This window comes from Roseobacter sp. HKCCA0882 (assembly GCF_037805225.1).
In the GTDB taxonomy this organism is placed as follows: Bacteria; Pseudomonadota; Alphaproteobacteria; order Rhodobacterales; family Rhodobacteraceae; genus M30B80.
Map to the genome: position 1 here is coordinate 736341 of NZ_JBBLYI010000002.1, position 23777 is coordinate 760117.

Below are 23777 nucleotides of genomic sequence, written 5' to 3' on the forward strand. Positions count from 1 at the left end.
GTTTGAAAAAGAATTGTGTCAAGCGTGAAGTTCTATTGCGAGGAGGGCGCGACTCCCGCTAGCCTTGCGAGGTGATTCAGATTGTCTGGGGGGACAGCTGACAGGTGTAAAAACCAACGCGCGCAAATTTTTGTGCGCGGCGCAGGGTGGATTAATCTGCCTATAGGTTGAGCGATGCTATTGCGTGTCTACGCATGGTTATCGCTCTGATCTATGGCTGAGATGCCAAGCGTCTGCACCGAAGGTGTTTGTGTTCCCTCGAGAGAGTGACCGTATTTTAAGAACGGCAAAATAGGATCTCGCAAACTGCGAGTGGGCACCTTTTTTGCAAAAATCGTTCAAGACGGTTCGCTGTCGCGGTTTGGACGTTGCAAGCGGGCATAAGTATGCCGTTGGACTTGCAATGGGTCAGGCAGATTTTCTGAAAACGTTAAGCGGGGATGATCCGCGTGGGAGCTGCCAGAAAGGCGGTTCTCATGTGGCAAAATTAAAAACAAGCGTAGGTGCATAATGACGAACGACAAGTGGGTGGATGTGTGTAATGAACTGCAATCGGCGATTGGAAAAAATAACTTCAAATCTTGGATTGAGCCGATTGAGTTTGACCGCATCGATGCCCGCATCGCGCGTTTCCGTGTCCCCACGAATTTCTTTGGCACTTGGGTTTCGCAAAAATTTGGTGATGTAATTTTGCGCCACCTGCATGGCGCAGGGCTTGCGGTAGACCGCTTGGAATTCTTGGTGCAGAGCGCTCCCCAAACACCTAATTCACCGCAAACGCCTGCAGTTGGGGCACCAGTGCAGTCTGCGCCTGACCTCTCGGCCGCGATCAGCGCCGATGCGGACATTCCTTTGTCTAATTTGAACCCTGCTTACACGTTCGAGAATTTTATCGTGGGCAAACCGAATGAGTTAGCTCACGCCGCCGCGCGCCGTGTTGCCGAAGGTGGCCCCGTGGCGTTTAACCCGCTGTTTCTTTACGGCGGTGTTGGCCTTGGCAAGACCCACTTGATGCACGCGATTGCTTGGGAGTTGGCCAAAAACAAGCCCAATCAGCGCATTCACTACCTATCTGCTGAACAGTTCATGTATCGCTTTGTGCGTGCGCTTCGGGAAAAAGACACGATCGGCTTTAAGCAGATGTTCCGTTCGGTTGATGTTTTGATGGTTGATGATGTGCAATTCATCGCGGGCAAGAATTCTACACAAGAAGAGTTCTTTCACACGTTCAACGCTTTGGTGGAACTTGGTAAACAGATTATCATTTCAGGGGATCGTGCGCCTGTTGATATGGAGGATCTCGACAGTCGGATCGCCTCGCGTTTGCAATGCGGCTTGGTGGTGGATTTACATCCAACCGATTATGAATTGCGCCTTGGTATTCTGCAATCCAAACTGGAGACACAGCGCCAACGCTATCGTGATTTGAAAATCGCAGACGGAGTTTTGGAATTCATTGCGCATCGTGTCTCATCGAATGTGCGGGTGCTTGAAGGAGCCTTGACGCGTCTTTGCGCCTTTGCTGATCTGGTTGGTGCCGAGATCACGCTAGATCTGACCCAAGAATGCCTTTCTGACATTTTGCGCGCGACCAGCCGCAAGGTGACGATGGATGAAATCATCAAAAAAACCTGCGACTATTACAAAGTGCGCCCAGCAGATTTGATGAGCCCCAATCGCGCGCGCAATATTGTGCGCCCTCGGCAAATGGCGATGTATTTGTGTAAGAAATACACAACGCGATCCTTGCCAGAAATCGGGCGCAAATTTGGGGGCCGTGATCATACGACCATTTTGCATGGCGTCCGTAAAATCGAAGAATTGATGAGCACGGATAGCCAATTCGTGGAAGATGCAGAATTGCTGCGCCGTCTTTTGGAGGCGTGATTTTCCGCACTAAGCCATGCCAATCGAAAGATTGTCATTGACCCCGACTGTGCCAATCGAAACATTGCTGATAAAATACTTGTGCTGCGGCGCAGAGATAGTAACCTCTGCGCCCCGCTATATGTTGGAGACGAGGCTATGAAATTTTCGATCGAGCGCGCGGCCCTGCTCAAAGCTGTCAGCCAAGCCCAATCTGTTGTCGAACGTCGTAACACGATCCCTATTTTGGCGAATGTGTTGATCGAGGCGGATGGTAGCCATGTTTCCTTTCGTGCCACCGACCTTGATATTGAGGTGGTGGACAAGGTGGATGCCCATGTTGAACAAGCGGGTGCCACCACGGTTTCGGCGGTCACACTGCATGAAATTACGCGCAAACTGCCTGACGGGGCCTTGGTGCAAATCAGTGATGATGCAGCCTTGGGTCGCTTAATCGTACAGGCGGGCCGATCGAATTTCTCTTTGGCGACATTGCCCAAGGAAGATTTTCCTGTGATGTCCTCGTCCGAATATAGTGCAAATTTCTCGGCCAAAGCGCCGGCGCTGCGCCGCTTGTTCGATAAATCCAAATTCGCGATTTCGACTGAGGAAACACGCTATTATCTCAACGGCGTTTATTTCCATATTGCCGAAGGTGAAGAGGGAAGGATGCTGCGCGCGGTTGCCACAGATGGTCACCGCTTGGCGCGCGTGGATACCGAGTTGCCCACAGGTGCCGAGGCCATGCCCGGCGTGATCGTTCCGCGCAAAACCGTGGGTGAAATCCGCAAATTGTTGGAAGATGACGATGCGGTGATTGCGGTTTCCGTATCTGAGACGAAAATTCGGTTCGCTACACCTGAGATCACGCTGACTTCGAAGGTGATTGATGGAACCTTCCCAGATTATCAGCGCGTGATCCCATCGGGAAACACCCGCAAATTGGAGGTGGATGCCTCTGAATTCGCGCGTGCAGTTGATCGTGTCGCCACAGTGTCGTCCGAGCGCTCACGCGCAGTGAAACTGTCCCTTGATGAGGATCGTTTGGTTCTGTCGGTGAATGCCCCAGATGCAGGCGCGGCCGAGGAAGAGTTGGCGGTTGCCTATGCGGATGAAAAGCTCGAGATCGGCTTTAACGCTAAATACCTGCTTGAAATCGCCAGCCAAGTGGATCGCGAGAATGCTGTTTTCATGTTCAATTCATCGGGTGATCCAACCTTGATGCGCGAAGGGAACGACACTAGCGCGATCTATGTTGTAATGCCGATGCGGGTCTGAGGCGCCGCGCGCGCCAAGTAGATTGAAAGAGCGCGCGGGATGAGTGCCTATATCTCGAATTTGCACCTGTCGCATTTTCGCAGCCATCGTGGTTTGCGGCTGTCTTTCGATGGGCGTCCTGTTGCGATTTATGGGCCAAATGGGGCGGGCAAGACAAATATCTTAGAAGCGATTTCGATGCTGTCCCCTGGTCGGGGGATGCGCCGCGCCCCGTCCGAGGATTTGATCCGCCGCCCAGAGGTGATTGGGTGGCGCGTGGCGGCGACCCTGCAGATTGACGACACTGTGCATGAAGTCATCACCCGCGCCGAGCCAAGCAGCCCCCGTCAGGTCGAGATAGATGAGAAATCCGCGCCCCAATTGGCGCTTGCGCGCCTTTTGCGGATTGTTTGGCTGGTGCCATCGCAAGATCGGCTTTGGATTGAAGGGGCCGAAGGGCGCAGGCGGTTTTTGGATCGCATTACGCTGAGCTTCTTTCCAGATCATGGTGAGGCGGTTCTGGCCTATGAAAAATCCATGCGGGATCGCAATCGCTTGCTAAAGGATCAGGTGCGTGATGCGGGTTGGTATGCGGCGGTTGAACGCCAGATGATGAGTGCCGCAGAGCAAATATGTGCCAATCGCAACGCCGCCTTGACCCGCATTGCTGCCGCGCAAGAGGAGGCTGAAACCAGTTTCCCGATCGCAGATCTGACCTTGGAGGAGGGAGAGGGTTTTACCGTGCCCGCCGATTTGGTCACGTTGTGGTCTGATACTCGGTCACGCGACATGGCAGCAGGGCGCACTTTGGTTGGTCCGCATCGCACTGATCTTGGCGCGATTTATCGCGTCAAAGATGCCCTAGCGCGGCAATGCTCCACGGGTGAGCAAAAGGCCCTTTTGGTTTCTCTTATTTTGGCCAATGCCCGCGCGTTAAAGCAGGACACGGGCCGCGCACCTTTGGTGCTGTTGGACGAAGTGGCGGCACATCTTGATGCAGACAGGCGAGCAGCCCTCTTTGACGAAATATGCGCGCTGAATGCCCAAGCTTTCTTGACCGGCACGGGCGCAGAATTGTTCATGGAATTTAGCGCGCGTGCGCAAGAGGTGCCGCTCGGGGTGGAAGCGGCCAATTAGGTAGGACAATGACAATAACGCTGGCCCAAATGGCGCTCTATGCGGGCGCGCTTTTCGTGCTGTTTCTCACCCCTGGCCCTGTGTGGTTGGCCTTGACCGCGCGCACATTGGCGCATGGGATGCGCGGGGCGTTTCCCCTGATGCTTGGGGTGGCACTGGGGGATACAGCATGGTCAGTTCTGGCCTTGGTCGGGCTTGCATGGATTGTCGCAAGTTATGATTGGGTGATGGAGGCACTGCGTTGGCTCGCTGTGGTTGTTTTTGCAGGTATGGGGGTCATGCTGATCCGTCATGCAGGCCATCAAATCAGCGCCGATAGCCGCCTTAATCGCAAAGGGGTCTGGGCAGGTTTCATTGCCGGCCTTGCGGTGATTTTAGCCAACCCCAAAGCGATTTTGTTCTACATGGGGATGCTACCGGGGTTCTTTGATCTCAGCACGATTACCGCGACCGATATTGCCTTGATTGGGGCCATCTCCATGTTTGTGCCATTGGTTGGAAATACGTTTTTTGCGCTTTTTGTGGATCGTGCACGCCGCCTTGTGACGAACCCAGTGGCGCTGACACGGATCAACAAGATCGCAGGCGGCCTGTTGATCTTGGTGGCGATAGCGATTGCGGTGTTCAACCGCTAAATCTTGTGGCAAAGGCGTGACATTCCCACAACAACGCGTTATAAAACCGCATAAGAAACAGGCAGAGGTCCCCATGGCCGAAAACGAGCCCGCGCCGCAGGAATACGGCGCAGATTCCATCAAAGTTCTCAAGGGCTTAGAGGCGGTTCGCAAGCGTCCCGGTATGTATATCGGTGACACTGATGATGGCTCTGGCCTGCACCATATGGTGTATGAGGTTGTCGATAACGGCATTGACGAGGCATTGGCAGGCCATGCCACGCAAGTATCCGTCAAAATTCATGCCGATAATTCGGTTTCCGTGCGCGACAATGGCCGTGGTATCCCTGTGGATATGCATGCTGAGGAAGGCGTGTCTGCTGCCGAAGTGATTATGACCCAGCTGCACGCAGGCGGCAAATTTGACCAGAACTCCTATAAGGTTTCTGGCGGTCTGCATGGTGTGGGCGTGTCGGTTGTAAACGCCCTTTCCGATTGGCTGGAACTGCGCATTTGGCGCAATGGCAAAGAGCATTACGCCAAGTTCGAACGTGGCGAAACGGTCGAGCATTTGCGCGTTGTGGGGGACTCCGATGGTGAAAAGGGCACGGAAGTGCGTTTTCTCGCCTCGCTGACCACATTTTCGAATTTGGAATATAGTTTCAAAACCCTAGAGACGCGTCTGCGTGAGTTGGCTTTTTTGAACTCTGGCGTCAGAATCGTGCTTGAGGATGAACGCCCCGCCGAACCTTTGCGCAGCGAGATGGTCTATGAGGGCGGTGTGCGCGAATTCGTGAAATATATCGACCGCTCCAAATCAGGAATGTTGGAAGATCCAATTTTTATGTCGGGCGAACGCGATGGCATCGGCGTTGAGGTCGCGATGTGGTGGAATGACAGCTATCATGAGAACGTGCTGCCCTTCACCAATAACATCCCACAACGTGATGGCGGCACGCATTTGGCAGGTTTTCGCGGTGCGCTGACCCGCACGATCAACCACTACGCCAATACATCGGGTATCGCTAAGCGCGAAAAGGTCAATTTCACAGGCGATGATGCGCGCGAGGGGCTGACCTGCGTGTTGTCTGTCAAAGTGCCTGATCCAAAATTCTCAAGCCAGACCAAGGACAAATTGGTGTCCTCAGAAGTGCGCCCTGCGGTGGAGAATTTGGTCAACGAAAAGCTTGGCGAATGGTTTGAAGAACATCCCCAAGAGGCCCGCAATATCGTGGGCAAGATTGTCGAAGCGGCTTTGGCCCGCGAAGCCGCGCGTAAAGCGCGCGAGTTGACTCGCCGCAAAACGGCAATGGATGTGGCCAGCCTGCCCGGTAAATTGGCGGATTGTCAGGAAAAAGATCCCGCCAAATCTGAATTGTTCTTGGTCGAGGGCGACAGCGCCGGCGGTTCCGCCAAACAGGGCCGGTCGCGGCATAATCAGGCGGTTCTGCCTCTGCGCGGGAAAATCCTTAACGTGGAACGCGCGCGCTTTGATCGCATGTTGTCAAGCCAAGAGATCGGCACGCTGATCACCGCGCTTGGCACAGGCATCGGGCGAGACGAGTTTGACCTATCAAAACTGCGCTACCACAAGATTGTCATCATGACGGATGCCGATGTTGATGGCGCGCATATCCGCACGCTGTTGTTGACCTTCTTCTTCCGTCAGATGCCGCAGATCATTGAGGCGGGAAATCTCTTTATTGCGCAGCCGCCGCTTTACAAGGTGGCGCGCGGTAAATCCGAGGTCTATTTGAAAGACCAAGCCGCGCTTGAGGATTACCTGATTCAAATGGGCGTTGATGGCGCAGTGCTGCGTATGCCCTCTGGCGAAGAAATTGCAGGCGCAGATTTGGCGCGCGTTGTTGAGGGCGCGCGTGCCTTCCGCCGTGTTCTTGAAGCCTTCCCAACCCATTATCCCCGTCACATCCTTGAACAGGCCGCGCTTGCGGGTGGCTTTGATCAAGACCGCTTGAACAGCGATCTTCAGGGTGTTGCGGATCAAATCGCGGCGCGCCTCGACTTGGTCGCCGTGGAATACGAGCGCGGATGGCAAGGGCGTATTACCCAAGATCATGGGATCCGCCTTAGCCGCGTTTTGCGCGGGGTGGAAGAAATCAGAAACCTTGATGGTGCAGTTCTGCGGTCTGGTGAGGCGCGTAAGCTCTCCTCCGTCAGCGCCGAAACACGCGAGATTTTTGCAAAGCCAGCGCATCTTGCCCGTAAAGAACGTAGCCAGATCATCCATGGCCCGACCGAATTGCTGGATGCCATTTTGGCGGAGGGTGAAAAGGGCCTGACCCTGCAACGCTATAAGGGTTTGGGTGAGATGAACCCAGGCCAGCTGTGGGAAACCACCCTCGATCCAGAGGCGCGCACCTTGTTGCAGGTCAAAATTGACGATCTGGCCGATGCGGATGACATTTTTACCAAACTGATGGGCGATGTCGTAGAACCCCGCCGCGAATTCATCCAAGCCAACGCACTGAGTGTTGAGAACTTAGATTTCTAAACGTTCTTTCAAAGCCCCCCACTGGCGGGGGCTTTGCGTTATCCGTCTAGGCCTGAAGAGCCGAATTTTAGAATAACGGGAACCACCAGTTCTTCTTCATCTTGCAAATGCCGATCCAACAGACGGGACAGGCGGGTCATCTCGCGCTCAAGAGGGGCAATTGCATCTGGCCCCTTGCCCGCAAGCGCGCCCGTAATCGCCCCATTCGCTGCCGTGGCAAACTCCGCCAACAACGGATCAAGCGCGTGGTGGTCATGGTCAAGAATGTCAAAACCACGTTCAAGTTTGGGCTCTCTTTGCGCAAGCAACGGAAAATAATGCTGATCTTCGATCATGTGATGGCCGTGCAATTGCTCAAGCAGCATCCCGCCAAAGCGAGATATGTTGCGCGCAAAGTTTTGCGGATCATTGTTGCGATCTAGTGCCTGTTGCACCGCATCGGTCAACATGGCGTCAAGTCTGCGGAACATAAGGTGGCGGTTCAACCAGAATGCGACCAAGCCACCAAAATTTGGATGCGCTTGCCATATCTCGCGCGGGTAATCCTGCAACAGAATACGCAGCGCATCGGGCAGGCCTTCGCGGCGGGCCAATGCAAGATGATCTATCTCAGTCATAGGAAACCTCTCATCGAAAAGGGCCGCTCTTGCAAGCGGCCCTTCGAGAAATCAGGAGGTGGGCGCGGTTAGGAAATCATCGCCCAGCCATTTCGGTTATTGCCCTTAAGGCTGCTTAAAGGCGCACCTCCATCGCTGTCCCGAACCCTTTCTCCAATACCTCTCTAGACACTGGATCACCTCCTTTCATTACGTTGCTGTTATCCACAGGTTGCCACATATTTTGTGTTTGTCAAAAGTTTTTACGCAACCTGTGCCAAAACTTTGCGGGTAATCAGGCGGAATGGCACAAGCGCGATCAACGCGAGCGCGAGCTTGACCAACCAGTCAGCAATGGCAAGGGATACCCACAGCGGCGCTTCGGGGCCGTGGCCCAAGATGTGCAATATGTCGCCCGCCCAAGAGACATCATTGGCAGGTTCAAGGAAGCTGAGGCTTGCCGAAAACGCGATGGTGAAGAACAGCGCGGTATCAAGGCTAGACCCAACCAAGGTCGAGACGACAGGCGCGCGCCACCATGCGCCAGCGCGCAGGCGGTCAAATATGGCCACATCCATCAACTGCGCCACGAGGAACGCAAGGCCAGAACCAAGAGCAATACGCAACGTCACCAATGGCCCAAACTCGCCCATGATTTGCGTGCCTATGAGAGAGCAGATCACGCCCGTCACAAAACCCGCAAATACAACGCGCCGCGCGGCTGCCACACCATAGACGCGGTTCATGATGTCAGTGACCAAAAAGGCCAATGGATAGGTAAAGGCACCCCATGTCAGCCAATTGCCGAATAGAAACTGCACAAGGATATTTGAGGCCAAAACGATGGCCGCCATGGCAAGGATGCCAGGAAGATAGGAAGATTTCATAATGTTCATCCGTTTTGACAAGGTAGTCGGAGACTTGGCCCCGCGCGCATCGCGGGACAGGGCGCGCTCTATGCTGATTGCCCAGCTTGTGCAAGCGTTGAAATGGCTTCGGCCACGATGCGGCTGGCGGTGGGTGTCATTGCTGCAAGATTGACGCGACTGTCCTCAACCAGATAAATCCCCCGCGTTTCGCGCAACTGACGCACGTCATTGGGGCTGAGGCCCAGCAGCGAGAACATCCCGCGTTGTGCCGCGATTTGATCTGCAAGGCGACCCATTTGGTGCTGACGCAAATCATCGGCAAAGCATTGGCGGTTCGCGTCAATCTCGTGACGCATCGCCGATAGCTCGGCCACCCAGTTTGCACGCAGTTCGGGATCATCCAAAATCACTTGCACCACCCGCGCCCCATGATCTGGGGGAAAGGCATAATTCTGGCGATTAAGCCATGTCAGCAAGCCTTGCATCTCAGATTGAATGGCAGGGCTGTGGCATTGAGCCAGAACCGCACCCACGCGATCCCGATACAGCCCAAAGGATTTAGAGGCTGAAAACCCCACCAAAACTTCGGGGCATTCAGCGCAGATCACATCTAAACCCGCGCGATCTTGTTCAATCCCACTGCCAAATCCCAGATAGGCCATATCAATCACGGGCAGGGCCCCGCGCTTGGCCAGTGTCACGGCGATGTCGCGCCATGTGTCTGGGGTTGGTTCAATCCCCGTTGGATTGTGACAGCAGCCGTGGATGACCACGGCATCCCCTTGTGCCACTTGTGCCAGATCCGCCATCAGGCCTGCGTGATCTAACCCGCCTCTTGCCTCATCGCGGAAGCGATAGGTTTGAACCTGCAGACCCAAATAACGCAGGATTGAGGCGTGGTTGGGCCATGTTGGTTCTGGCAGCCATACCGTCAGGTTTGGGCGCAGATATTTGAGCGCCTCAAAACATTGGCGCAATGCGCCCGTTCCACCAGGTGTTGCAATCGCGGCTTTGGCCCCGCGCGTGGAAAATAGCAGCTCCTCGACCGCATCAAGATAGGCTTTATCGCCTGCAAGCGAGACATAAGATTTGCTGTGCTGTGCGTCCCAAATCTTACGCTCGGCCTGTTTGACCGCTGCCATGATTGGGGTCTGCCCTTGGCTGTTTCTATAGACCCCTACGCCAAGGTCGATTTTTTCAGGTCGCGGGTCAGCCGCAAAAATCCCCATCAGACGGATGATTTTATCAGCTTCGGGGGCGGTCAGCGTTTCAAACATCATAGGCCTTTAGGCAGGGTGAAGCGATGTGTCTCTGTCGCGGGTCAGAACGCGACTGCGATCTTCGAACCGCTCAGCTACGAAACCCGCCGATTGATAGAGCGCCAGTGCGCGCGGATGGTCAAGCGTGCAGGTGTTTATTGTGACGGATGTGACGCCTGCGCCACCCCATGCTTGTGCCAATGCTTGGTTTAAAAGGGCGCGGCCCAACCCCTGGCCAACGGCATTTGGCGTGAGGCCAAAATAGGCCAGATCGCAGATCGGCGGTTCGGTGAAGTCAAGGATGAAAAACCCTTGCGGCACGCCGCCACGTTTGGCGACCCACAGCTCGACCAAGGGGCTTTCGAGAAAGCCGCGCAGTTCAGCCTCGGGACGATTATGTTGATCCACCCATTCGTAATCGCGTCCCACCGCGTCATAGAGCGCAAAAAAATACCAAAGGGGCGGATCCATAGCGCGCTCAAGCGTGATGTCTTGGGGCAGCGCCGTTTGGTTGTCAGGCCGCGCGGTCATACGCAAAAAAGTGACGCGATAGGGAACCTCGGTTCCTGCCTTAATCAGGCTCATCCCGTCTCAACTTTCAGCTGATCGAATTGGCCCCATTCGGCCCAAGATCCATCATAAAGCGCATGATCGCGATGCCCAAGGATCTCTAGCCCCAAGGACAAAATAGCCGCCGTTACGCCAGAGCCGCAGCTTGTGATAATCCGCCGCTCCAGATCAACGCCTTGATCAGTAAAGGCGGCGCGCAAAGCCTCGCCTTTTTTCATGGTGCCATCGGAATTGAGCAGCGTGGCATAATGCACGTTCAATGCGCCCGGAATATGGCCAGCACGCAGTCCTGCCCGTGGTTCAGGTTCCTCACCGCGGAACCGCGCGGGGCCGCGCGCATCAACAATCTGCCAATCGCGCAATTTCACGGCAGCAGCGACTTGGGTCACATCCTTGACCAAATTTGCTTGGCGTTGTGCGGTCATGTGGCGGTCGCGCAGGATTGGTGCCATATCCTCCAAGGGGCGACCTTCGGCCTTCCATTTTTTCAAACCCCCATCAAGAACGGCGATGTCCGTTTTGCCCATCAGGCGGAAAAGCCACCACACGCGGGCGGCTGAAAATATGCCCGCGCCGTCATAGACCACCACCTGATGCCCATCACCCACACCCATCGCGCGCATCCGCGACATGAATTTTTCAGAGGGTGGTGCCATATGGGGCAAGGCAGATTGGGTGTCGCTAATCTCGTCAATATTAAAGAAGCGAGCGCCGGGAATATGGCCCGCGTCATATTCCGCGCGAGCATCGCGGTTCATATCGGGCAAATACCAAGATGCATCCAAAATCCGCATGTCAGGATCCGACAGATGGGCCGCAAGCCATTCGGTTGAGACTAGGGTTTTAGGATCATCAGTCATAGCAAACTCCAAGGCGCGTTTGGGTCAAGGCAACCTTCAGACAGACCTAGCCCAAATTGATGATCAGGCAAAGGGCGTATGACAGCTTACCCGTTCTGTTTGAGAATCCGCTGCTTTTGGCGGTTCCAATCACGCTTGGCGCTGGTTTCGCGCTTATCGGCGACTTTCTTACCTTTGGCGATGCCAATCTTGAGCTTCACGATGCCGCGATCGTTGAAATACATGACCAAAGGCACAAGGGTCATACCTTCGCGTTGCGAGGCGTTCCACAGGCGCGCGACCTCCCGCTTCGAGCAAAGAAGTTTGCGTTTACGCCGTTCTTCATGACCCCAAGTTTTGGCTTGGGCATATGGTGCGATATAGGCGGCCACCAACCACAATTCGCCATCCTCAACCGCCGCATAGCTGTCGGCGATGTTGGATTGGCCTTGGCGCAGCGACTTCACCTCTGAGCCTTGCAAGACGATTCCAACCTCAAGGTCAGATTCAATGGCATAGTCAAACCGCGCGCGGCGGTTCTCGGCAATGACCTTGTAGTTCTTATTCTCGTCTTTCTTTGCCATATCGGCCCTTCTTGCCGATCAGGCGATCAGACCCGCGTGCTGCATGGCCGATTTGATCCGTGCTTTCGTAGCATCGCTCAGCGTGGTCAATGGCAGCCGCACCTCATCATTTGCGCGCCCCAACAGAGACAGCCCATATTTTGCACCGGCGACACCTGGCTCAAGGAAAATGGCCTCATGCAGCGGCATAAGCTTGTCTTGATACTCAAGCGCTGCCGCGTAATCGCCGCGTAGAGTTGCCTCTTGCATCGCGGCACAGAGTGCGGGCGCAACATTCGCTGTGACGGAAATACAGCCCACACCGCCTTGTGCGTTAAAGCCTATGGCCGTGGCATCCTCACCTGACAGCTGCACAAAATCCGTGCCGCAGGTGATGCGTTGCTTGGGCACACGGCTCAGATCGCCGGTGGCATCCTTCACCCCGATAATATTTGGCAACTTGGCGAGTGCGCCCATCGTATCAGGCATCATATCCACCACAGAGCGGGGCGGAATATTATAGATGATGATCGGAATGCCGACTTCATTCAATGCCTCGAAATGGGCAATCATGCCTCTTTGCGTGGGCTTGTTGTAATAGGGCGTTACCACCAAAGCGGCCTCCGCCCCCACATCCTTGGCGAATTGCACAAATCGCAATGCCTCTACTGTGTTGTTGGATCCTGCCCCTGCAATAACGGGCACGCGCCCTGCGGCGGTTTTCACAACCGCCTTGATCACGGCCTCATGTTCTTCATGGCTCAGGGTCGGGCTTTCGCCTGTGGTGCCAACAGGCACAAGCCCGTGGCTGCCTTCGGTGATCTGCCAGTCCACGAGTTTTTCAAGCGTGCCGAAATCAACAGCGCCGTTTGTGAACGGCGTTACCAATGCGGGCATAGAGCCTTTGAACATGACACGCTTCCTTTTTTCGTTTCTGGACAGATGATCTGCCTTGCCGTCCCAACATAAGCGCAAGACCGCGTGGACACTAGCGATCTTCGACAGAATTGCCAAGTTCCTCTCTTGCAGATGTCGAGGGAAGATATAGCTTGGGGGTCAAAGAGGCGCATAACAGCGCCCGAGCAGGTTTTGACTTTTAAAATATAGGGGTTCACCCGTGACAGGCGCGATAGGCACAGGACGTAGATGGCATAAGATCATTATGGCCGTGGGTGTGGCTTTGGTTGCATTGGTGATGCCAATTCGCGCTGCGTTGGCCCAAAGCCCCCTCCGCGAGGCAATCGCGGCGGCAACAGAGCGCGATTTTGAGCGCGCGCGCGCGCTTCAATCGGGTCTGGCTGACGCTGTTGCCCGCGATGTTCTGCAATGGGTTATTTTGCGCGCCGAAGGGGGCACAGCGGCAGAATATCCCGATTTTCTAGAGCGCCGTAGCGATTGGCCAGGTCTGCCATATCTTCACCAACAAGGTGAGGGGGCCATGGCCGAGGGGGGCAGCCCTGATCAGGTTATTGTCTATTTTGGCGGTGCTATGCCCCTGACCACCGATGGGCTGCGCGGTTTGTTGGCGACTCATGAGGCGCGTGGAAACAACACAGCCTATCAGCAAGTGCTGCGTGAGGCTTGGGTGACCATGCCACTGTCCCGCGATTTGGTTGCAGATCTCTTGGCACGGCATCGTTCGGATCTGGCCGAGCTGAATTTTGCGCGGCTTGATATGTTGCTCTGGGAGGGTGAAACCGCCCTTGCCGAGCAGATGATGGCCGAAGTGGAGAGTGGGGCACGTGCCTTGGCAGCGGCGCGTTTGGCCCTTCGGGCTGGGCGCAGTGATGGCATCAATGCGCTGATTGATGCTGTTCCAGCACAATATGCAGATGATGCGGGGCTTGCTTTTGAGCGGTTTCGATGGCGCATGGAGGCGGGGCTTTGGGATGGCGCGCGTGAGATGATGTTGGCGCGCTCAAACTCGCAAGACGGATTGGGTCGCCCTGAATATTGGTCGTGGCGGCGTGCCTCATTGGCCCGTGATGTGATGCGCGAAGGGGATTTTGCGCAGGCCTACCAATTAGCCGCGCCGCATTTCCTCTCGCCCGAACGCGATGCAAGCGATTACGCGGAATTGGAATGGTTGGCGGGATATAATGCCCTGAAATCTGGCAATGCTGCCCGCGCCTTGACCCATTTTGAGGCCATGCGATCGGTTGTGGATTCACCCATTTCGTCAGGGCGTGCGGGCTATTGGATTGGACGCGCGCATGAGGCCTTGGGCAACACAGAGGCGGCCCGTTCTGCCTATGCCCATGGCGCTGAATTCCAATCGAGTTTTTATGGTCAATTGGCCGCAGAGCGCGGAGGTTTCCCGCAAGATGAAGGGTTCCTAGGCCGCGAGCAATTTGGCGATTGGCGGCAGGCTTCCTTTGCGAATTCTTCGGTGTTTCACGCGGCGTTGTTGCTTCATCAGGCCGGCGAGGGGGATTTGGCGGAACGCTTTATGACCCATTTGACCGAAAGCCTGAGCCGTGCCGAGGCGGGTGCGCTGGCGCAATTCGCGCTTGAATTGCGCGAGCCGCATTATGCGGTCATGATTGCAAAACGCGCGGCTTTGGATGGGCATGAGATCATGCCTGCCTATTTTCCCGTGACCGATTTGGCATCGGCAGATTTGGGGTTTGACCCTGCTTTTGTTCTGTCTATCGCACGGCGCGAGTCCGAGTTTAACCCCACAGTTATCAGCCCTGCAGGCGCGCGCGGTTTGATGCAAGTTATGCCGCGCACGGCCCAATCCGAGGCGCGCCGACAAGGCATTGCTTATGAAGAGCAGCGCTTGCTGAGCGACCCCGCCTATAACGCGCGGCTTGGCGCAGGATATTTGCAATATCTCAGCGAAGATTTCGGGACGAACCCCGTGCTTTTGGCTGTTGCTTATAATGCGGGGCCTTCACGCGCGACTTCTTGGATCGAGCGATTTGGTGATCCGCGCGATCCCGCCGTTGATATTGTGGATTGGATCGAAGCTGTGCCTTTTACCGAAACGCGCAATTACATCATGCGCGTCACGGAGAGCCTTCAGATTTACGAGGCGCGTCTGACGGGGGCGTTGCAGCGTCCGCATTTGTCGGAACTGCTGCAACGGCGTTGATTTGCTCTGCTTTTTCTTTGGCGCGGGCGCGGAACAGGGTGAACAACCCTGCCGCAACCACAAGCCCTGCGCCCAGTGCCACGTTTTCCCGCAGCACATCGCCGAAGATTAATATCCCGATGATCGAGGAAAACGGCATCTGCAAATAGGCGAAAGGCTGCACGGCACTGGCTTCGGCCACTTCATAAGCGCGGATCAGTAAATAATGCCCAAGCGCGCCTGTCATGCACAAAAAACCCATCCAGATCCAATCGGTTGGGGCCATGGCCTCCCAAAACCAGATGCCCACTGCGGTCATAAAGATCGCACCCGTGATCCCCGTCCAAAAGAAACTGGTAGCCGCGCTGTCTTGGCGGGACACATAGCGCGTCAAAAGCCCGTAGACCGCGAACATCAGCGCCGATGCCAATGGGATTAGCGCCTCAATGGCAAAAACAGTCACGCCAGGCTCAAGGATGATGAGGATGCCGATAAAGCCCGTGCCAATGGCCGCCCATCTGCGCCAGCCCACCTTTTCACCAAGGATTGGCCCAGATAGGGCCGCGACCAAAAGCGGATAGCAGGCAAAGATCGCGTGGCTTTCGACCAGACCGAGAAGCGTGAAGGACAACACCGCCACGCAAACTTCGGCTGCCAACAGAATCCCACGGAAGGCCTGCAAAAAAGGTTGGTTGGTGGCGGCAGCCGCCTTGAGCCCGCCTGCCTTGCGGGCGGATATCGCGATGACGAATGCCGCAAAGAACCAATAGCGGATCATCACGACCATCATGACATTGTATTCACCCGCCAAATGGCGGCTGATCCCGTCTTGAATGGCAAAGACGATGGTCGTGGCAATCATCAGGAAAATGCCCTTGCGGGTGTTCTGCTCGATCAATTCTTGCGCCCCTTCGTCATATGGCGTTTGCGGCCAAACCCTTGCGCCCTCGTGATAGAAAACCCCGCGCACTCAAGGGCGCGGCGCACTGCGCCTGCGGCGGTGTAGGTCGCACAAGTGCCGCCCTGTTTGGTATGCTCTGCCACGGTTTGCATAAGATCATCTTCCCAAAGCTCGGGGTTTTTGGCAGGTGAAAACCCGTCAAGAAACCACGCATCTGCGACCCCATCCCATTGGGGCAATGTCATGCGCGCATCCCCGAAAACAAGCTGCAAAACGTAGTCAGGGCCTATGATTTGTGGTGGCAAATTAGGGGTTTGGGTCAGCGCGGCACAGGCATCGGCGGGCAAATTCGCGCGATGCGCCCCCCATGCGCGGGTCAAGTCATCACTTTGCAGCGGGAAGGCTTCAAACGATGTGAAATGTAAAACGCCCGCGGTCTTGGCCGCGCGAAACGCGGCAAGGCTGGCCAGAAAATTCAAGCCCGTGCCAAAGCCAAGTTCCGCAATGTGAAACCCATCGCAAAACCGTTCGGGTAGGTCATTGCCGCTGAGGAAGACATAGGTGGTTTCCGCCAATCCGTTATCGAGCGAAAAGAACGGATCATCGAATTGGCGCGAGACGGGAACATCACCCGTCCGCCATTCAAGGGGATGTGGCTGGCTCTTATTCATGGCTTGCCTTAAAAGACCCGCGACATTGCGGGCTTGTGGCAAACTGGGCCTGTCGCCGAAATTTGGCAAGGGGCGAAATCATGCGCTACGATGTGACAGTTTTGGGGGCAGGGATCTTTGGGCTTGCCATTGCATGGGCCTGTGCCGCGCGCGGCGCAAAGGTGCAAGTTATCGATCCTAACGGCATTGGCGCAGGTTCTTCTGGCGGTGTTGTGGGGGCCTTGGCCCCTCACGTGCCCGAACAATGGAACGCGAAAAAACAATTCCAATTCGAAGCTCTTGATGGGGCAGCCGTATTTTGGGCAGGTGTCGCTGATGCCGCAAACCTGCCTTCTGGCTATGCGCGGGTCGGACGCGTGCAGCCGATCATGGATCAGGCAGGGCTTGATCTAGCGCGCGCGCGTCAAAGCGGGGCCAAGACCCATTGGCAGGGCCGTTATATCTGGGACATCCGCCCTGCCGCCGATTATGCGCCATGGATCACAAGCCCCACCGCGCAGGTTATTTTCGACAGTCTCAGCGCAAGACTTGCCCCGCGTCAAGGTTTGGCCGCCTTGGCCGCAGCTTTGCGGGCCAAGGGTGGGCAGATCGTCAGTGATGCCCCGCTGATGGGGTCCGTGGTTGAGGCTACAGGTGCCGCAGGTTTGGCAGAGCTATCCGATGCTTTTGGCGTGGCGGTGGGCGCGGGCCAAAAGGGACAGGCGGCAATCCTTGATGCGGATATGGGCAGCCTGCCACAGCTTTTCATAGATGGGGTGCATTTCGTGCCGCATGAAGGGCCGCAGGGGCGCGGGCAGGTTGCCATCGGGTCAACGTCAGAGCGCGACTTTAATGACCCATCCACCACGGACGCCAATCTAGATTTTTTGATTGAAAAGGCGCGCAGGCTATGCCCCGCTTTGGCAGAGGCGCAGGTTGTCACGCGTTGGGCGGGTCTGCGCCCCCGTGCCAAAAGCCGCGCGCCAATGCTGGGGCGGCATCCGCTTCGGACGGATCACTTTATTGCCAATGGTGGCTTTAAGATTGGGTTTGGCATTGCCCCCCGTGTTGCCGATGTCATGGCAGATTTGGTGCTGGAGGGGCGCGATACTATCCCCTCTGATTTCGCACCCGCTGTGTCCTTGCCAGCACAGGACTAAAGCCCCGCTGCACGCCGCAATTCACCCATCAATTCATCAAGGGTTTTTTGCGCGCGCGCATTGATCAAAACCTCGCCATTAAATTGATCTGGCCCTTGCGCCAAACAGAGCTCGGGCCCAGTCAAAAGATGTGGACGAAATGGCGTTAGACAGAGGCGCAGTGAATATTGCGCCCGCTCGCCGCCTGCGCGCCCTGCTGCTGAAGACATAATCGCAACGGGTTTATTGCGCCACGGGTTGCTGCCGGTGCGACTGATCCAATCAAGCGCATTTTTTAAAACGCCTGACAGCGCCTTGTTATATTCGGGGGTCGAGATGATCACCGCATCCGCCGCTGCGATTTGATCGCGCAGGCGGATCACCGCGTCAGGGATGCCTTGGCTGTCTTCAACATCCCCATCATAGAGCGGAAGCTGCAAATTCGCTTCAATAAATTCAGCGGGGTCAAAGCTCTGCGCAGCCGCGTTCATCAGTTTTCGATTGCTTGATCCTTTGCGCAACGCCCCGCACAGCCCGATTAATCTTCCTCTGGACATCTCGCACCCTTCTTCGTCTATGCTCCTCGCAAAGATAGTCAGGATAGAGATTGAAACAATGACCCCCCCTTCACGCCATGGTGGCAAAATCCTTGCAGATCAACTTGCAGCGCATGGGGTGCGGCGTGTTTTCTCTGTTCCAGGTGAAAGTTTTCTGGCCGCATTGGATGGGCTTTACGATCGCAAAATCGAGAACATCGTGTGTCGCCAAGAGGGGGGTGCGGCCATGATGGCCGAGGCCCATGCAAAAACCACTGGCGAGGTGGGCGTTTTATTCGTTACCCGTGGGCCTGGGGCCAGCAATGCCGCCTCTGGTCTGCATGTGGCCATGCATGACAGCACCCCGTTGGTCTGTTTTGTCGGGCAGGTTCCGCTGGCGCATCGGGATCGCGCAGCATTCCAAGAGGTTGATTATCGTGCGTTTTTCGGCCCGCTCGTGAAATGGGTCGCGGAGGTGGAGCAAACTGACCGATTGCCAGAATATATCGCGCGCGCTTTTCGCGTGGCGCAATCGGGCCGCAAGGGGCCCGTGGTTTTGGCTCTGCCCGAGGATATTCTTTCGGCGGTGGCGGACTGTGTTGATTTGGCCCCTTCGGGTGTTTCGTCCTCTTTGCCTGATCCGCAGATTGTTCGGGAATGGCTTGGCGCCCTCGCCGCGTGCAAATCACCCATGATGGTGGTGGGTGGCAGCGATTGGTCAGAACAGACCCGCGCGGATGCTGAAACGATTGCAGCACATTTGGACATCCCAATCGCCACCAGTTTCAGGCGGCAGGATTACGTTGATAATCATCACCCTTGCTTCGCGGGGTATTTGGGTGTCGGGGCCTGTCCCGCAACCATGCAAAGTTTTGCCAAGGCGGATCGGGTTCTGGCCCTAGGCACCCGCATGGGTGAGGTGGTGACAGGCGGATATGTATTGCGCGATCCGCGCAAGGGTTGGCAGGGGCGGCTTTATCACGCGCATACTGATCCGGATGAATTGGGTCGCGTCTATCGCCCTGATGCAAGTATGGTTTGTGACATCCCCGCTTTTCTGCGGGTGGCGCGGGCGGTTCTAGATGATATCCCCGCACAAGATCAGGGTCGCGCCGCGCGCGTGCATGCGGCCTATCGCGCGTGGCAAAACCCCCAAACCACAACGGGTGATGTGCGCCTTGAGGAAGTCGTGCTTGAGATGTCCCGTATTCTTGGGGGGCGTGGGATCGTGACCAATGGCGCAGGCAATTACGCGGCTTTTGTGCATCGCTATTTCTCTTATCGCCGCTACGGTCAACAGCTTGCGCCGACTTCTGGCTCGATGGGATATGGATTGCCTGCGGCGGTCGCGGCCAAATTGGCGCATCGTGAAACCCCTGTGATTTGCATGGCGGGGGATGGTTGCTTGCAAATGACCTTGCAGGAGCTGTCGACCGCGCGGCAATTTGGGGCGGATATTGTCGTCGTGATCGCCAATAATGGCCGCTACGGCACCATTCGGATGCACCAAGAGAAAACCTATCCAGAGCGCGTGTCTGGCACGGATTTATTCAACCCTGATTATGTCGCCTTGGCAAAGGCCTATGGCGGGACGGGTCATTTGGTGACCCGCACAGCTGAATTTGCGCCTGCCTTTGAGGCGGCTTTGGAGGGAGGCTTGCATCTGATCGAATTGCGGCTTGACCCAGATATGCTGTCGCCATCCTTTAACCTCTCTGATCTCAAAGGCTAGGTGGCGCGCTCACCGCTTGCGCCGCAGCCTCAAGCGCAGTAAATGGCCCATATGACACGGGTGTTTGACATGGATGATCGCGCGCGCCTGCCGTGGCGCTTTTTCGGGCGTGCCTCTGGCGACAGGGGGCGTTTGCCGTCCTTGTGACGCAAACCGATTTCCCTGATCCAATCGCCCGTAAGGAGTAAAGACATGACCGCAGGAAAAACGCTTTATGACAAAATCTGGGATGCCCATCTCGTCCATGAGGCTGAGGATGGCACCTGCCTTTTGTATATTGATCGCCACCTTGTGCATGAGGTGACAAGCCCACAGGCCTTCGAGGGTCTGCGTATGGCAGGGCGCACTGTGCGTGCGCCAGAGAAAACCATCGCTGTGCCAGATCATAACGTCCCCACCACACCTGATCGTTTGAAAGGTGGGATGAATGAGGAAAGCCGCATTCAGGTTGAGGCGCTTGATAAAAACGCCAAGGATTTCGGGATACACTATTACCCCGTTTCTGATGTGCGTCAGGGCATTGTGCATATTGTTGGCCCTGAACAGGGCTGGACATTGCCAGGCATGACCGTGGTTTGTGGCGACAGCCATACCGCGACCCATGGGGCCTTTGGGGCGCTTGCGCATGGGATCGGCACATCTGAGGTTGAGCATGTTCTGGCCACCCAGACCCTGATTCAGAAAAAATCCAAGAATATGAAGGTCGAGATCACAGGCAGTCTGCGCCCAGGCGTGACGGCCAAGGACATTACCCTATCCGTCATCGGCCATACGGGCACGGCGGGCGGCACAGGCTATGTGATCGAATATTGCGGCCAAGCCATTCGCGAATTGTCGATGGAAGGGCGCATGACGGTCTGCAACATGGCGATTGAGGGCGGCGCGCGCGCGGGCCTGATCGCGCCTGATCAAAAGACCTTTGACTATGTCATGGGCCGCCCCCATGCGCCAAAGGGCGCGCAATGGGAGGCCGCTTTGACATGGTGGAAGACCCTGTTCTCGGATGAGGACGCACATTGGGATAAGGTCATCACCATCAAGGGCGAGGACATTGCGCCCGTGGTGACATGGGGCACTAGCCCTGAGGATGTATTGCCAATTACCGATTTTGTCCCTGCACCCGAAGATTTCAAAGGCGGCAAGGTCGATGCTGCGCGCCGTTCCTTGGAATATATGGGCCTCAAACCGGGTCAGCGTTTGCAGGATGTCGAGATTGACACGGTGTTTATCGGGTCTTGCACAAATGGCCGCATCGAAGATTTACGCGCGGCAGCTGAAATTCTGAAGGGTAAGAAAATCGCTGTAAAGCGCGCGATGGTTGTGCCCGGCTCTGGCCTTGTGCGCGCGCAGGCTGAAGAAGAAGGTTTGGCTGATATCTTCATCGAGGCAGGTTTTGAATGGCGTCTCGCGGGATGCTCCATGTGTCTTGCGATGAACCCTGACCAACTTCAGCCCGGTGAACGCTGTGCAGCAACATCAAACCGCAACTTTGAGGGGCGTCAGGGGCGCGGTGGTCGCACCCATTTGATGAGCCCTGCAATGGCTGCGGCTGCGGCGATAACAGGACGCCTCACTGATGTGCGCGAGATGATGTAATTTCGCCCTTTGTGAATTTCGAAAAAGCCCCGCCGATTTGGCGGGGCTTTTTTGTTGCCTTAAAGCAAGGTGCGCTCGACCACCCAATAGGCCCCAATGGCGGAGATGACGACCGATGCGGGGATTGCGATGAAGGGGCGATACCAATCGCGCTTGCCAAACCAGAGGCCAACCGCAAGGAAGGCCAGACCGATTACCGCAAGCTGACCAAATTCGACTCCAATATTGAACCCGACCAATGCCACGCCAAAGCGGTCTGCGGTGATCCCAAAATCCCCAAGAACCGAAGCGAAGCCAAGCCCGTGCAGCAGGCCAAACCCGAACACCAAAGCCGTGCGGGCGCTTAGGTTTTCACGGCCAAGAATGTTTTCGACACCCACATAGACGATTGAAGCAGCAATTAATGGCTCGACCACCGAGGCGGGGACGCGCACAATCTCAAGACTTGCAAGGGCGAGCGTAATGGTATGGGCCAAGGTAAATGCGCTGACCTGAAGCAACAAAGGCTTGAGGCGCAGTGAGAAGAAAAACAGGCCCAAAACAAACAGAATATGATCTATCCCCAAGGGGATAATATGCTCAAACCCAGCAACAACATATCGGGTAAAGACGGGCCATGCCCCCTCGCTGAGGGCAGTGCCGCGGGGCAAAGGTGCTGATAATTCGCCATTGGTGAGAAAGCCTTGATAGGCATCCGCGCCGCCGCCCACCTGACGCAGCACCAATTCGCCATAAGACGCGCTCCAGCCAATTTGAACGGGCGCATCCCCCATAGGTAAATCGGCGCGCAGGGTCAAAGTGGTGTCGCGTGGTAGTTCCAAATCGGGATTGGGGGTGATGCTGACACCCACAAATTCAGGGGGCAGTGTCACCCCATCCACGATAATCTGGATATTGTCCTGAATGCGCGGCCATGCCCCCTCGAACGCGGCGCGCAGGGCCTCGGGCGATTGCGCGCGCAATTGGTCATAGATCAAAGCCTCTGGCGCGTCATTGGTATTTTCTAGACCCGCTAGATTAATACCTGCAATCAGCGGCTCTAGCGTCAGGGAGATGCTCATCTCCACCGCATCGGCGGTGACAGACACATCGGCCACTGCGGGGCGAATTTCATGGGCCCGCGCTGATGTGCTGAACATCAAGCACAGCATCGCCAACAAAAAAGTGATGTTGGAACTGTTTGACAAAACGCGTCTTAAGATCATGGTCAGTGCCTAGGTTAAGGGGGAGAGATGCAATGAAACTGGCCGTTTGTTTGAACATTGGCGCAATTTTGTTGGCGGGCAAGCTATTTGCGCATGAATTTTGGATTGATCCCCTCGAATACATGGTTCCGTCTGGCGGGGAAATTCGCGCTGACTTGCGTGTGGGCACTGAATTTCGCGGTGCGCCGATGGTATATCTGCCGCGAGATTTCACGCGGTTTGAAATTGCTGATGCCAATGGCTTGCGGCCCGTTGAGGGGCGTTTTGGGGATCGCCCTGCTGCCCATGTTGCGGGTGTTGCTGATGGTTTGGTGGTGATGATCCACGAAAGCACGCCGAAATTGGTCACATGGTCAGAGTGGGAAACATTTGCAGCATTTGCCGCGCATAAAGATTTTGGCGCGGTCGAAGCGCGCCACAATGCGCGCGGCCTGCCCCGTTCGGGTTTTTCCGAGGCCTATACCCGCCATGTAAAGGCGCTGTTCGCCGTAGGAGAGGGGAAAGGACAAGATCAGCGATTTGGTCTGTCGACCGAATTCGTTGCATTGGAGAACCCCTGTCTTGACGATGTGAGCGATGGGTTCTTGCTTCAGCTTTTTGATAAAGACACGCCGCGCGCCGCTGTTCAGGTTGAGCTGTTTGCCCGCAGCCCTGAAGGTGAGGTCACGATCACGCTGCATCGCACCAATGATCAAGGCGAGGTGAACTTGCCTGTCATGTCAGGTTACGCCTATTTCGCCGATGCTGTGGTTTTGGATGAGATTACACCCCAAGAAGATGGCCCCGTGTGGGGCACTCGTTGGGCAGGTCTGAGTTTTATGATCCCATGAGCGCGGGGTGTGAGTATGGCTTGCCCCTGC

The 23777-nt window shown here is 55.9% G+C and carries 21 protein-coding genes; 10 read left to right on the top strand and 11 right to left on the bottom strand.

The features are described 5' to 3' along the window. Positions 1-510: 510 nt before the first annotated feature. From dnaA to gyrB, 5 genes are all read left to right on the top strand, one after another. Positions 511-1887: a chromosomal replication initiator protein DnaA gene (gene dnaA, locus AAC622_RS11925; RefSeq protein WP_340262848.1), complete on the top strand. Its 1377-nt coding sequence runs from the start codon at positions 511-513 to the stop codon at positions 1885-1887. Between the two features lie 138 nt (positions 1888-2025). Continuing rightward, complete coding sequence (dnaN, locus tag AAC622_RS11930) at positions 2026-3144, top strand: DNA polymerase III subunit beta (RefSeq protein ID WP_340262851.1); 1119 nt, start codon at positions 2026-2028, stop codon at positions 3142-3144. A 39-nt stretch (positions 3145-3183) separates the two neighbouring features. After that, positions 3184-4260 (top strand): DNA replication/repair protein RecF, encoded by a 1077-nt coding sequence (recF, locus tag AAC622_RS11935; RefSeq protein WP_340262854.1) that lies wholly within the window; start codon positions 3184-3186, stop codon positions 4258-4260. 8 nt (positions 4261-4268) lie between these two features. Beyond that, positions 4269-4895 (top strand): LysE family translocator, encoded by a 627-nt coding sequence (locus tag AAC622_RS11940; protein WP_340243784.1) that lies wholly within the window; start codon positions 4269-4271, stop codon positions 4893-4895. 73 nt (positions 4896-4968) lie between these two features. Beyond that, positions 4969-7386, top strand: a complete 2418-nt coding sequence (gene gyrB / locus AAC622_RS11945; RefSeq protein ID WP_340262857.1) for a DNA topoisomerase (ATP-hydrolyzing) subunit B — start codon at positions 4969-4971, stop codon at positions 7384-7386. Between the two features lie 38 nt (positions 7387-7424). Here the strand turns inward: gyrB and AAC622_RS11950 are convergent, their stop codons facing one another. From AAC622_RS11950 to dapA, 7 genes are all read right to left on the bottom strand, one after another. Then, positions 7425-8003, bottom strand: a complete 579-nt coding sequence (locus AAC622_RS11950) for a hemerythrin domain-containing protein (RefSeq protein WP_340262861.1) — start codon at positions 8001-8003, stop codon at positions 7425-7427. A 242-nt stretch (positions 8004-8245) separates the two neighbouring features. After that, positions 8246-8869, bottom strand: a complete 624-nt coding sequence (locus AAC622_RS11955) for a queuosine precursor transporter (RefSeq protein WP_340262863.1) — start codon at positions 8867-8869, stop codon at positions 8246-8248. 68 nt (positions 8870-8937) lie between these two features. Next, positions 8938-10128 carry an amino acid aminotransferase gene (locus AAC622_RS11960; RefSeq protein WP_340262865.1) on the bottom strand — a complete coding sequence of 397 codons (1191 nt, stop codon included), beginning with the start codon at positions 10126-10128 and terminating at the stop codon, positions 8938-8940. A gap of 9 nt (positions 10129-10137) precedes the next feature. Next, the gene (locus tag AAC622_RS11965) at positions 10138-10695 is read right to left on the bottom strand and encodes a GNAT family N-acetyltransferase (RefSeq protein ID WP_340262868.1); all 558 of its coding nucleotides are present in this window, start codon (positions 10693-10695) and stop codon (positions 10138-10140) included. Beyond that, positions 10692-11540, bottom strand: a complete 849-nt coding sequence (gene sseA / locus AAC622_RS11970; RefSeq protein WP_340262871.1) for a 3-mercaptopyruvate sulfurtransferase — start codon at positions 11538-11540, stop codon at positions 10692-10694. The genes AAC622_RS11965 and sseA overlap by 4 nt, the downstream gene beginning before the upstream one ends. A gap of 86 nt (positions 11541-11626) precedes the next feature. Further along, the gene (gene smpB, locus AAC622_RS11975; protein ID WP_317657220.1) at positions 11627-12103 is read right to left on the bottom strand and encodes an SsrA-binding protein SmpB; all 477 of its coding nucleotides are present in this window, start codon (positions 12101-12103) and stop codon (positions 11627-11629) included. 18 nt (positions 12104-12121) lie between these two features. Continuing rightward, entirely contained in the window at positions 12122-12994 is an 873-nt protein-coding gene (dapA, locus tag AAC622_RS11980; protein ID WP_340262873.1) for a 4-hydroxy-tetrahydrodipicolinate synthase, read from the bottom strand. A 205-nt stretch (positions 12995-13199) separates the two neighbouring features. Here dapA and AAC622_RS11985 point away from each other — a divergent pair, with 205 nt between their 5' ends. Then, complete coding sequence (locus AAC622_RS11985; RefSeq protein ID WP_340262876.1) at positions 13200-15179, top strand: lytic transglycosylase domain-containing protein; 1980 nt, start codon at positions 13200-13202, stop codon at positions 15177-15179. Here AAC622_RS11985 and AAC622_RS11990 read toward each other — a convergent pair. Further along, on the bottom strand, positions 15094-16056 hold the full coding sequence (locus AAC622_RS11990) for a DMT family transporter (RefSeq protein ID WP_340253813.1): 963 nt from the start codon (positions 16054-16056) through the stop codon (positions 15094-15096). The two genes, AAC622_RS11985 and AAC622_RS11990, sit on opposite strands and share 86 nt — an antisense overlap. Then, positions 16053-16730 carry a tRNA (5-methylaminomethyl-2-thiouridine)(34)-methyltransferase MnmD gene (gene mnmD, locus AAC622_RS11995; protein ID WP_340262879.1) on the bottom strand — a complete coding sequence of 226 codons (678 nt, stop codon included), beginning with the start codon at positions 16728-16730 and terminating at the stop codon, positions 16053-16055. The genes AAC622_RS11990 and mnmD overlap by 4 nt, the downstream gene beginning before the upstream one ends. A gap of 80 nt (positions 16731-16810) precedes the next feature. Between mnmD and AAC622_RS12000 the strand changes: the two genes are divergently transcribed. After that, a complete protein-coding gene (locus AAC622_RS12000) occupies positions 16811-17869 on the top strand; it encodes an NAD(P)/FAD-dependent oxidoreductase (RefSeq protein WP_340262881.1) in 1059 nt (352 codons plus the stop codon). Here the strand turns inward: AAC622_RS12000 and AAC622_RS12005 are convergent. Further along, positions 17866-18405 carry an NADPH-dependent FMN reductase gene (locus tag AAC622_RS12005; protein ID WP_340262884.1) on the bottom strand — a complete coding sequence of 180 codons (540 nt, stop codon included), beginning with the start codon at positions 18403-18405 and terminating at the stop codon, positions 17866-17868. The genes AAC622_RS12000 and AAC622_RS12005 overlap by 4 nt on opposite strands. Before the next feature lie 58 nt (positions 18406-18463). Between AAC622_RS12005 and AAC622_RS12010 the strand changes: the two genes are divergently transcribed. After that, positions 18464-20116 carry a thiamine pyrophosphate-dependent enzyme gene (locus AAC622_RS12010; RefSeq protein ID WP_340262887.1) on the top strand — a complete coding sequence of 551 codons (1653 nt, stop codon included), beginning with the start codon at positions 18464-18466 and terminating at the stop codon, positions 20114-20116. A gap of 192 nt (positions 20117-20308) precedes the next feature. Beyond that, positions 20309-21712, top strand: a complete 1404-nt coding sequence (gene leuC / locus AAC622_RS12015) for a 3-isopropylmalate dehydratase large subunit (RefSeq protein WP_340253828.1) — start codon at positions 20309-20311, stop codon at positions 21710-21712. Positions 21713-21771: 59 nt separating this feature from the next. On the opposite strand, the gene AAC622_RS12020 is transcribed toward leuC, so the two are convergent. Further along, on the bottom strand, positions 21772-22917 hold the full coding sequence (locus AAC622_RS12020) for a HupE/UreJ family protein (RefSeq protein WP_340262890.1): 1146 nt from the start codon (positions 22915-22917) through the stop codon (positions 21772-21774). A 32-nt stretch (positions 22918-22949) separates the two neighbouring features. Between AAC622_RS12020 and AAC622_RS12025 the strand changes: the two genes are divergently transcribed. Further along, complete coding sequence (locus AAC622_RS12025) at positions 22950-23747, top strand: DUF4198 domain-containing protein (RefSeq protein WP_340262892.1); 798 nt, start codon at positions 22950-22952, stop codon at positions 23745-23747. Positions 23748-23777: the final 30 nt, after the last annotated feature.

Excerpts from the sequence above, each read along its gene's own strand:
- dnaA (WP_340262848.1), top strand. The coding sequence starts at position 511 with ATGACGAACGACAAGTGGGTGGATGTGTGTAATGAACTGCAATCGGCG.
- dnaN (WP_340262851.1), top strand. The coding sequence starts at position 2,026 with ATGAAATTTTCGATCGAGCGCGCGGCCCTGCTCAAAGCTGTCAGCCAA.
- recF (WP_340262854.1), top strand. The coding sequence starts at position 3,184 with ATGAGTGCCTATATCTCGAATTTGCACCTGTCGCATTTTCGCAGCCAT.
- AAC622_RS11940 (WP_340243784.1), top strand. The coding sequence starts at position 4,269 with ATGACAATAACGCTGGCCCAAATGGCGCTCTATGCGGGCGCGCTTTTC.
- gyrB (WP_340262857.1), top strand. The coding sequence starts at position 4,969 with ATGGCCGAAAACGAGCCCGCGCCGCAGGAATACGGCGCAGATTCCATC.
- AAC622_RS11950 (WP_340262861.1), bottom strand. The coding sequence starts at position 8,003 with ATGACTGAGATAGATCATCTTGCATTGGCCCGCCGCGAAGGCCTGCCC.
- AAC622_RS11955 (WP_340262863.1), bottom strand. The coding sequence starts at position 8,869 with ATGAAATCTTCCTATCTTCCTGGCATCCTTGCCATGGCGGCCATCGTT.
- AAC622_RS11960 (WP_340262865.1), bottom strand. The coding sequence starts at position 10,128 with ATGTTTGAAACGCTGACCGCCCCCGAAGCTGATAAAATCATCCGTCTG.
- AAC622_RS11965 (WP_340262868.1), bottom strand. The coding sequence starts at position 10,695 with ATGAGCCTGATTAAGGCAGGAACCGAGGTTCCCTATCGCGTCACTTTT.
- sseA (WP_340262871.1), bottom strand. The coding sequence starts at position 11,540 with ATGACTGATGATCCTAAAACCCTAGTCTCAACCGAATGGCTTGCGGCC.
- smpB (WP_317657220.1), bottom strand. The coding sequence starts at position 12,103 with ATGGCAAAGAAAGACGAGAATAAGAACTACAAGGTCATTGCCGAGAAC.
- dapA (WP_340262873.1), bottom strand. The coding sequence starts at position 12,994 with ATGTTCAAAGGCTCTATGCCCGCATTGGTAACGCCGTTCACAAACGGC.
- mnmD (WP_340262879.1), bottom strand. The coding sequence starts at position 16,730 with ATGAATAAGAGCCAGCCACATCCCCTTGAATGGCGGACGGGTGATGTT.
- AAC622_RS12000 (WP_340262881.1), top strand. The coding sequence starts at position 16,811 with ATGCGCTACGATGTGACAGTTTTGGGGGCAGGGATCTTTGGGCTTGCC.
- AAC622_RS12005 (WP_340262884.1), bottom strand. The coding sequence starts at position 18,405 with ATGTCCAGAGGAAGATTAATCGGGCTGTGCGGGGCGTTGCGCAAAGGA.
- AAC622_RS12010 (WP_340262887.1), top strand. The coding sequence starts at position 18,464 with ATGACCCCCCCTTCACGCCATGGTGGCAAAATCCTTGCAGATCAACTT.
- leuC (WP_340253828.1), top strand. The coding sequence starts at position 20,309 with ATGACCGCAGGAAAAACGCTTTATGACAAAATCTGGGATGCCCATCTC.
- AAC622_RS12020 (WP_340262890.1), bottom strand. The coding sequence starts at position 22,917 with ATGATCTTAAGACGCGTTTTGTCAAACAGTTCCAACATCACTTTTTTG.
- AAC622_RS12025 (WP_340262892.1), top strand. The coding sequence starts at position 22,950 with ATGAAACTGGCCGTTTGTTTGAACATTGGCGCAATTTTGTTGGCGGGC.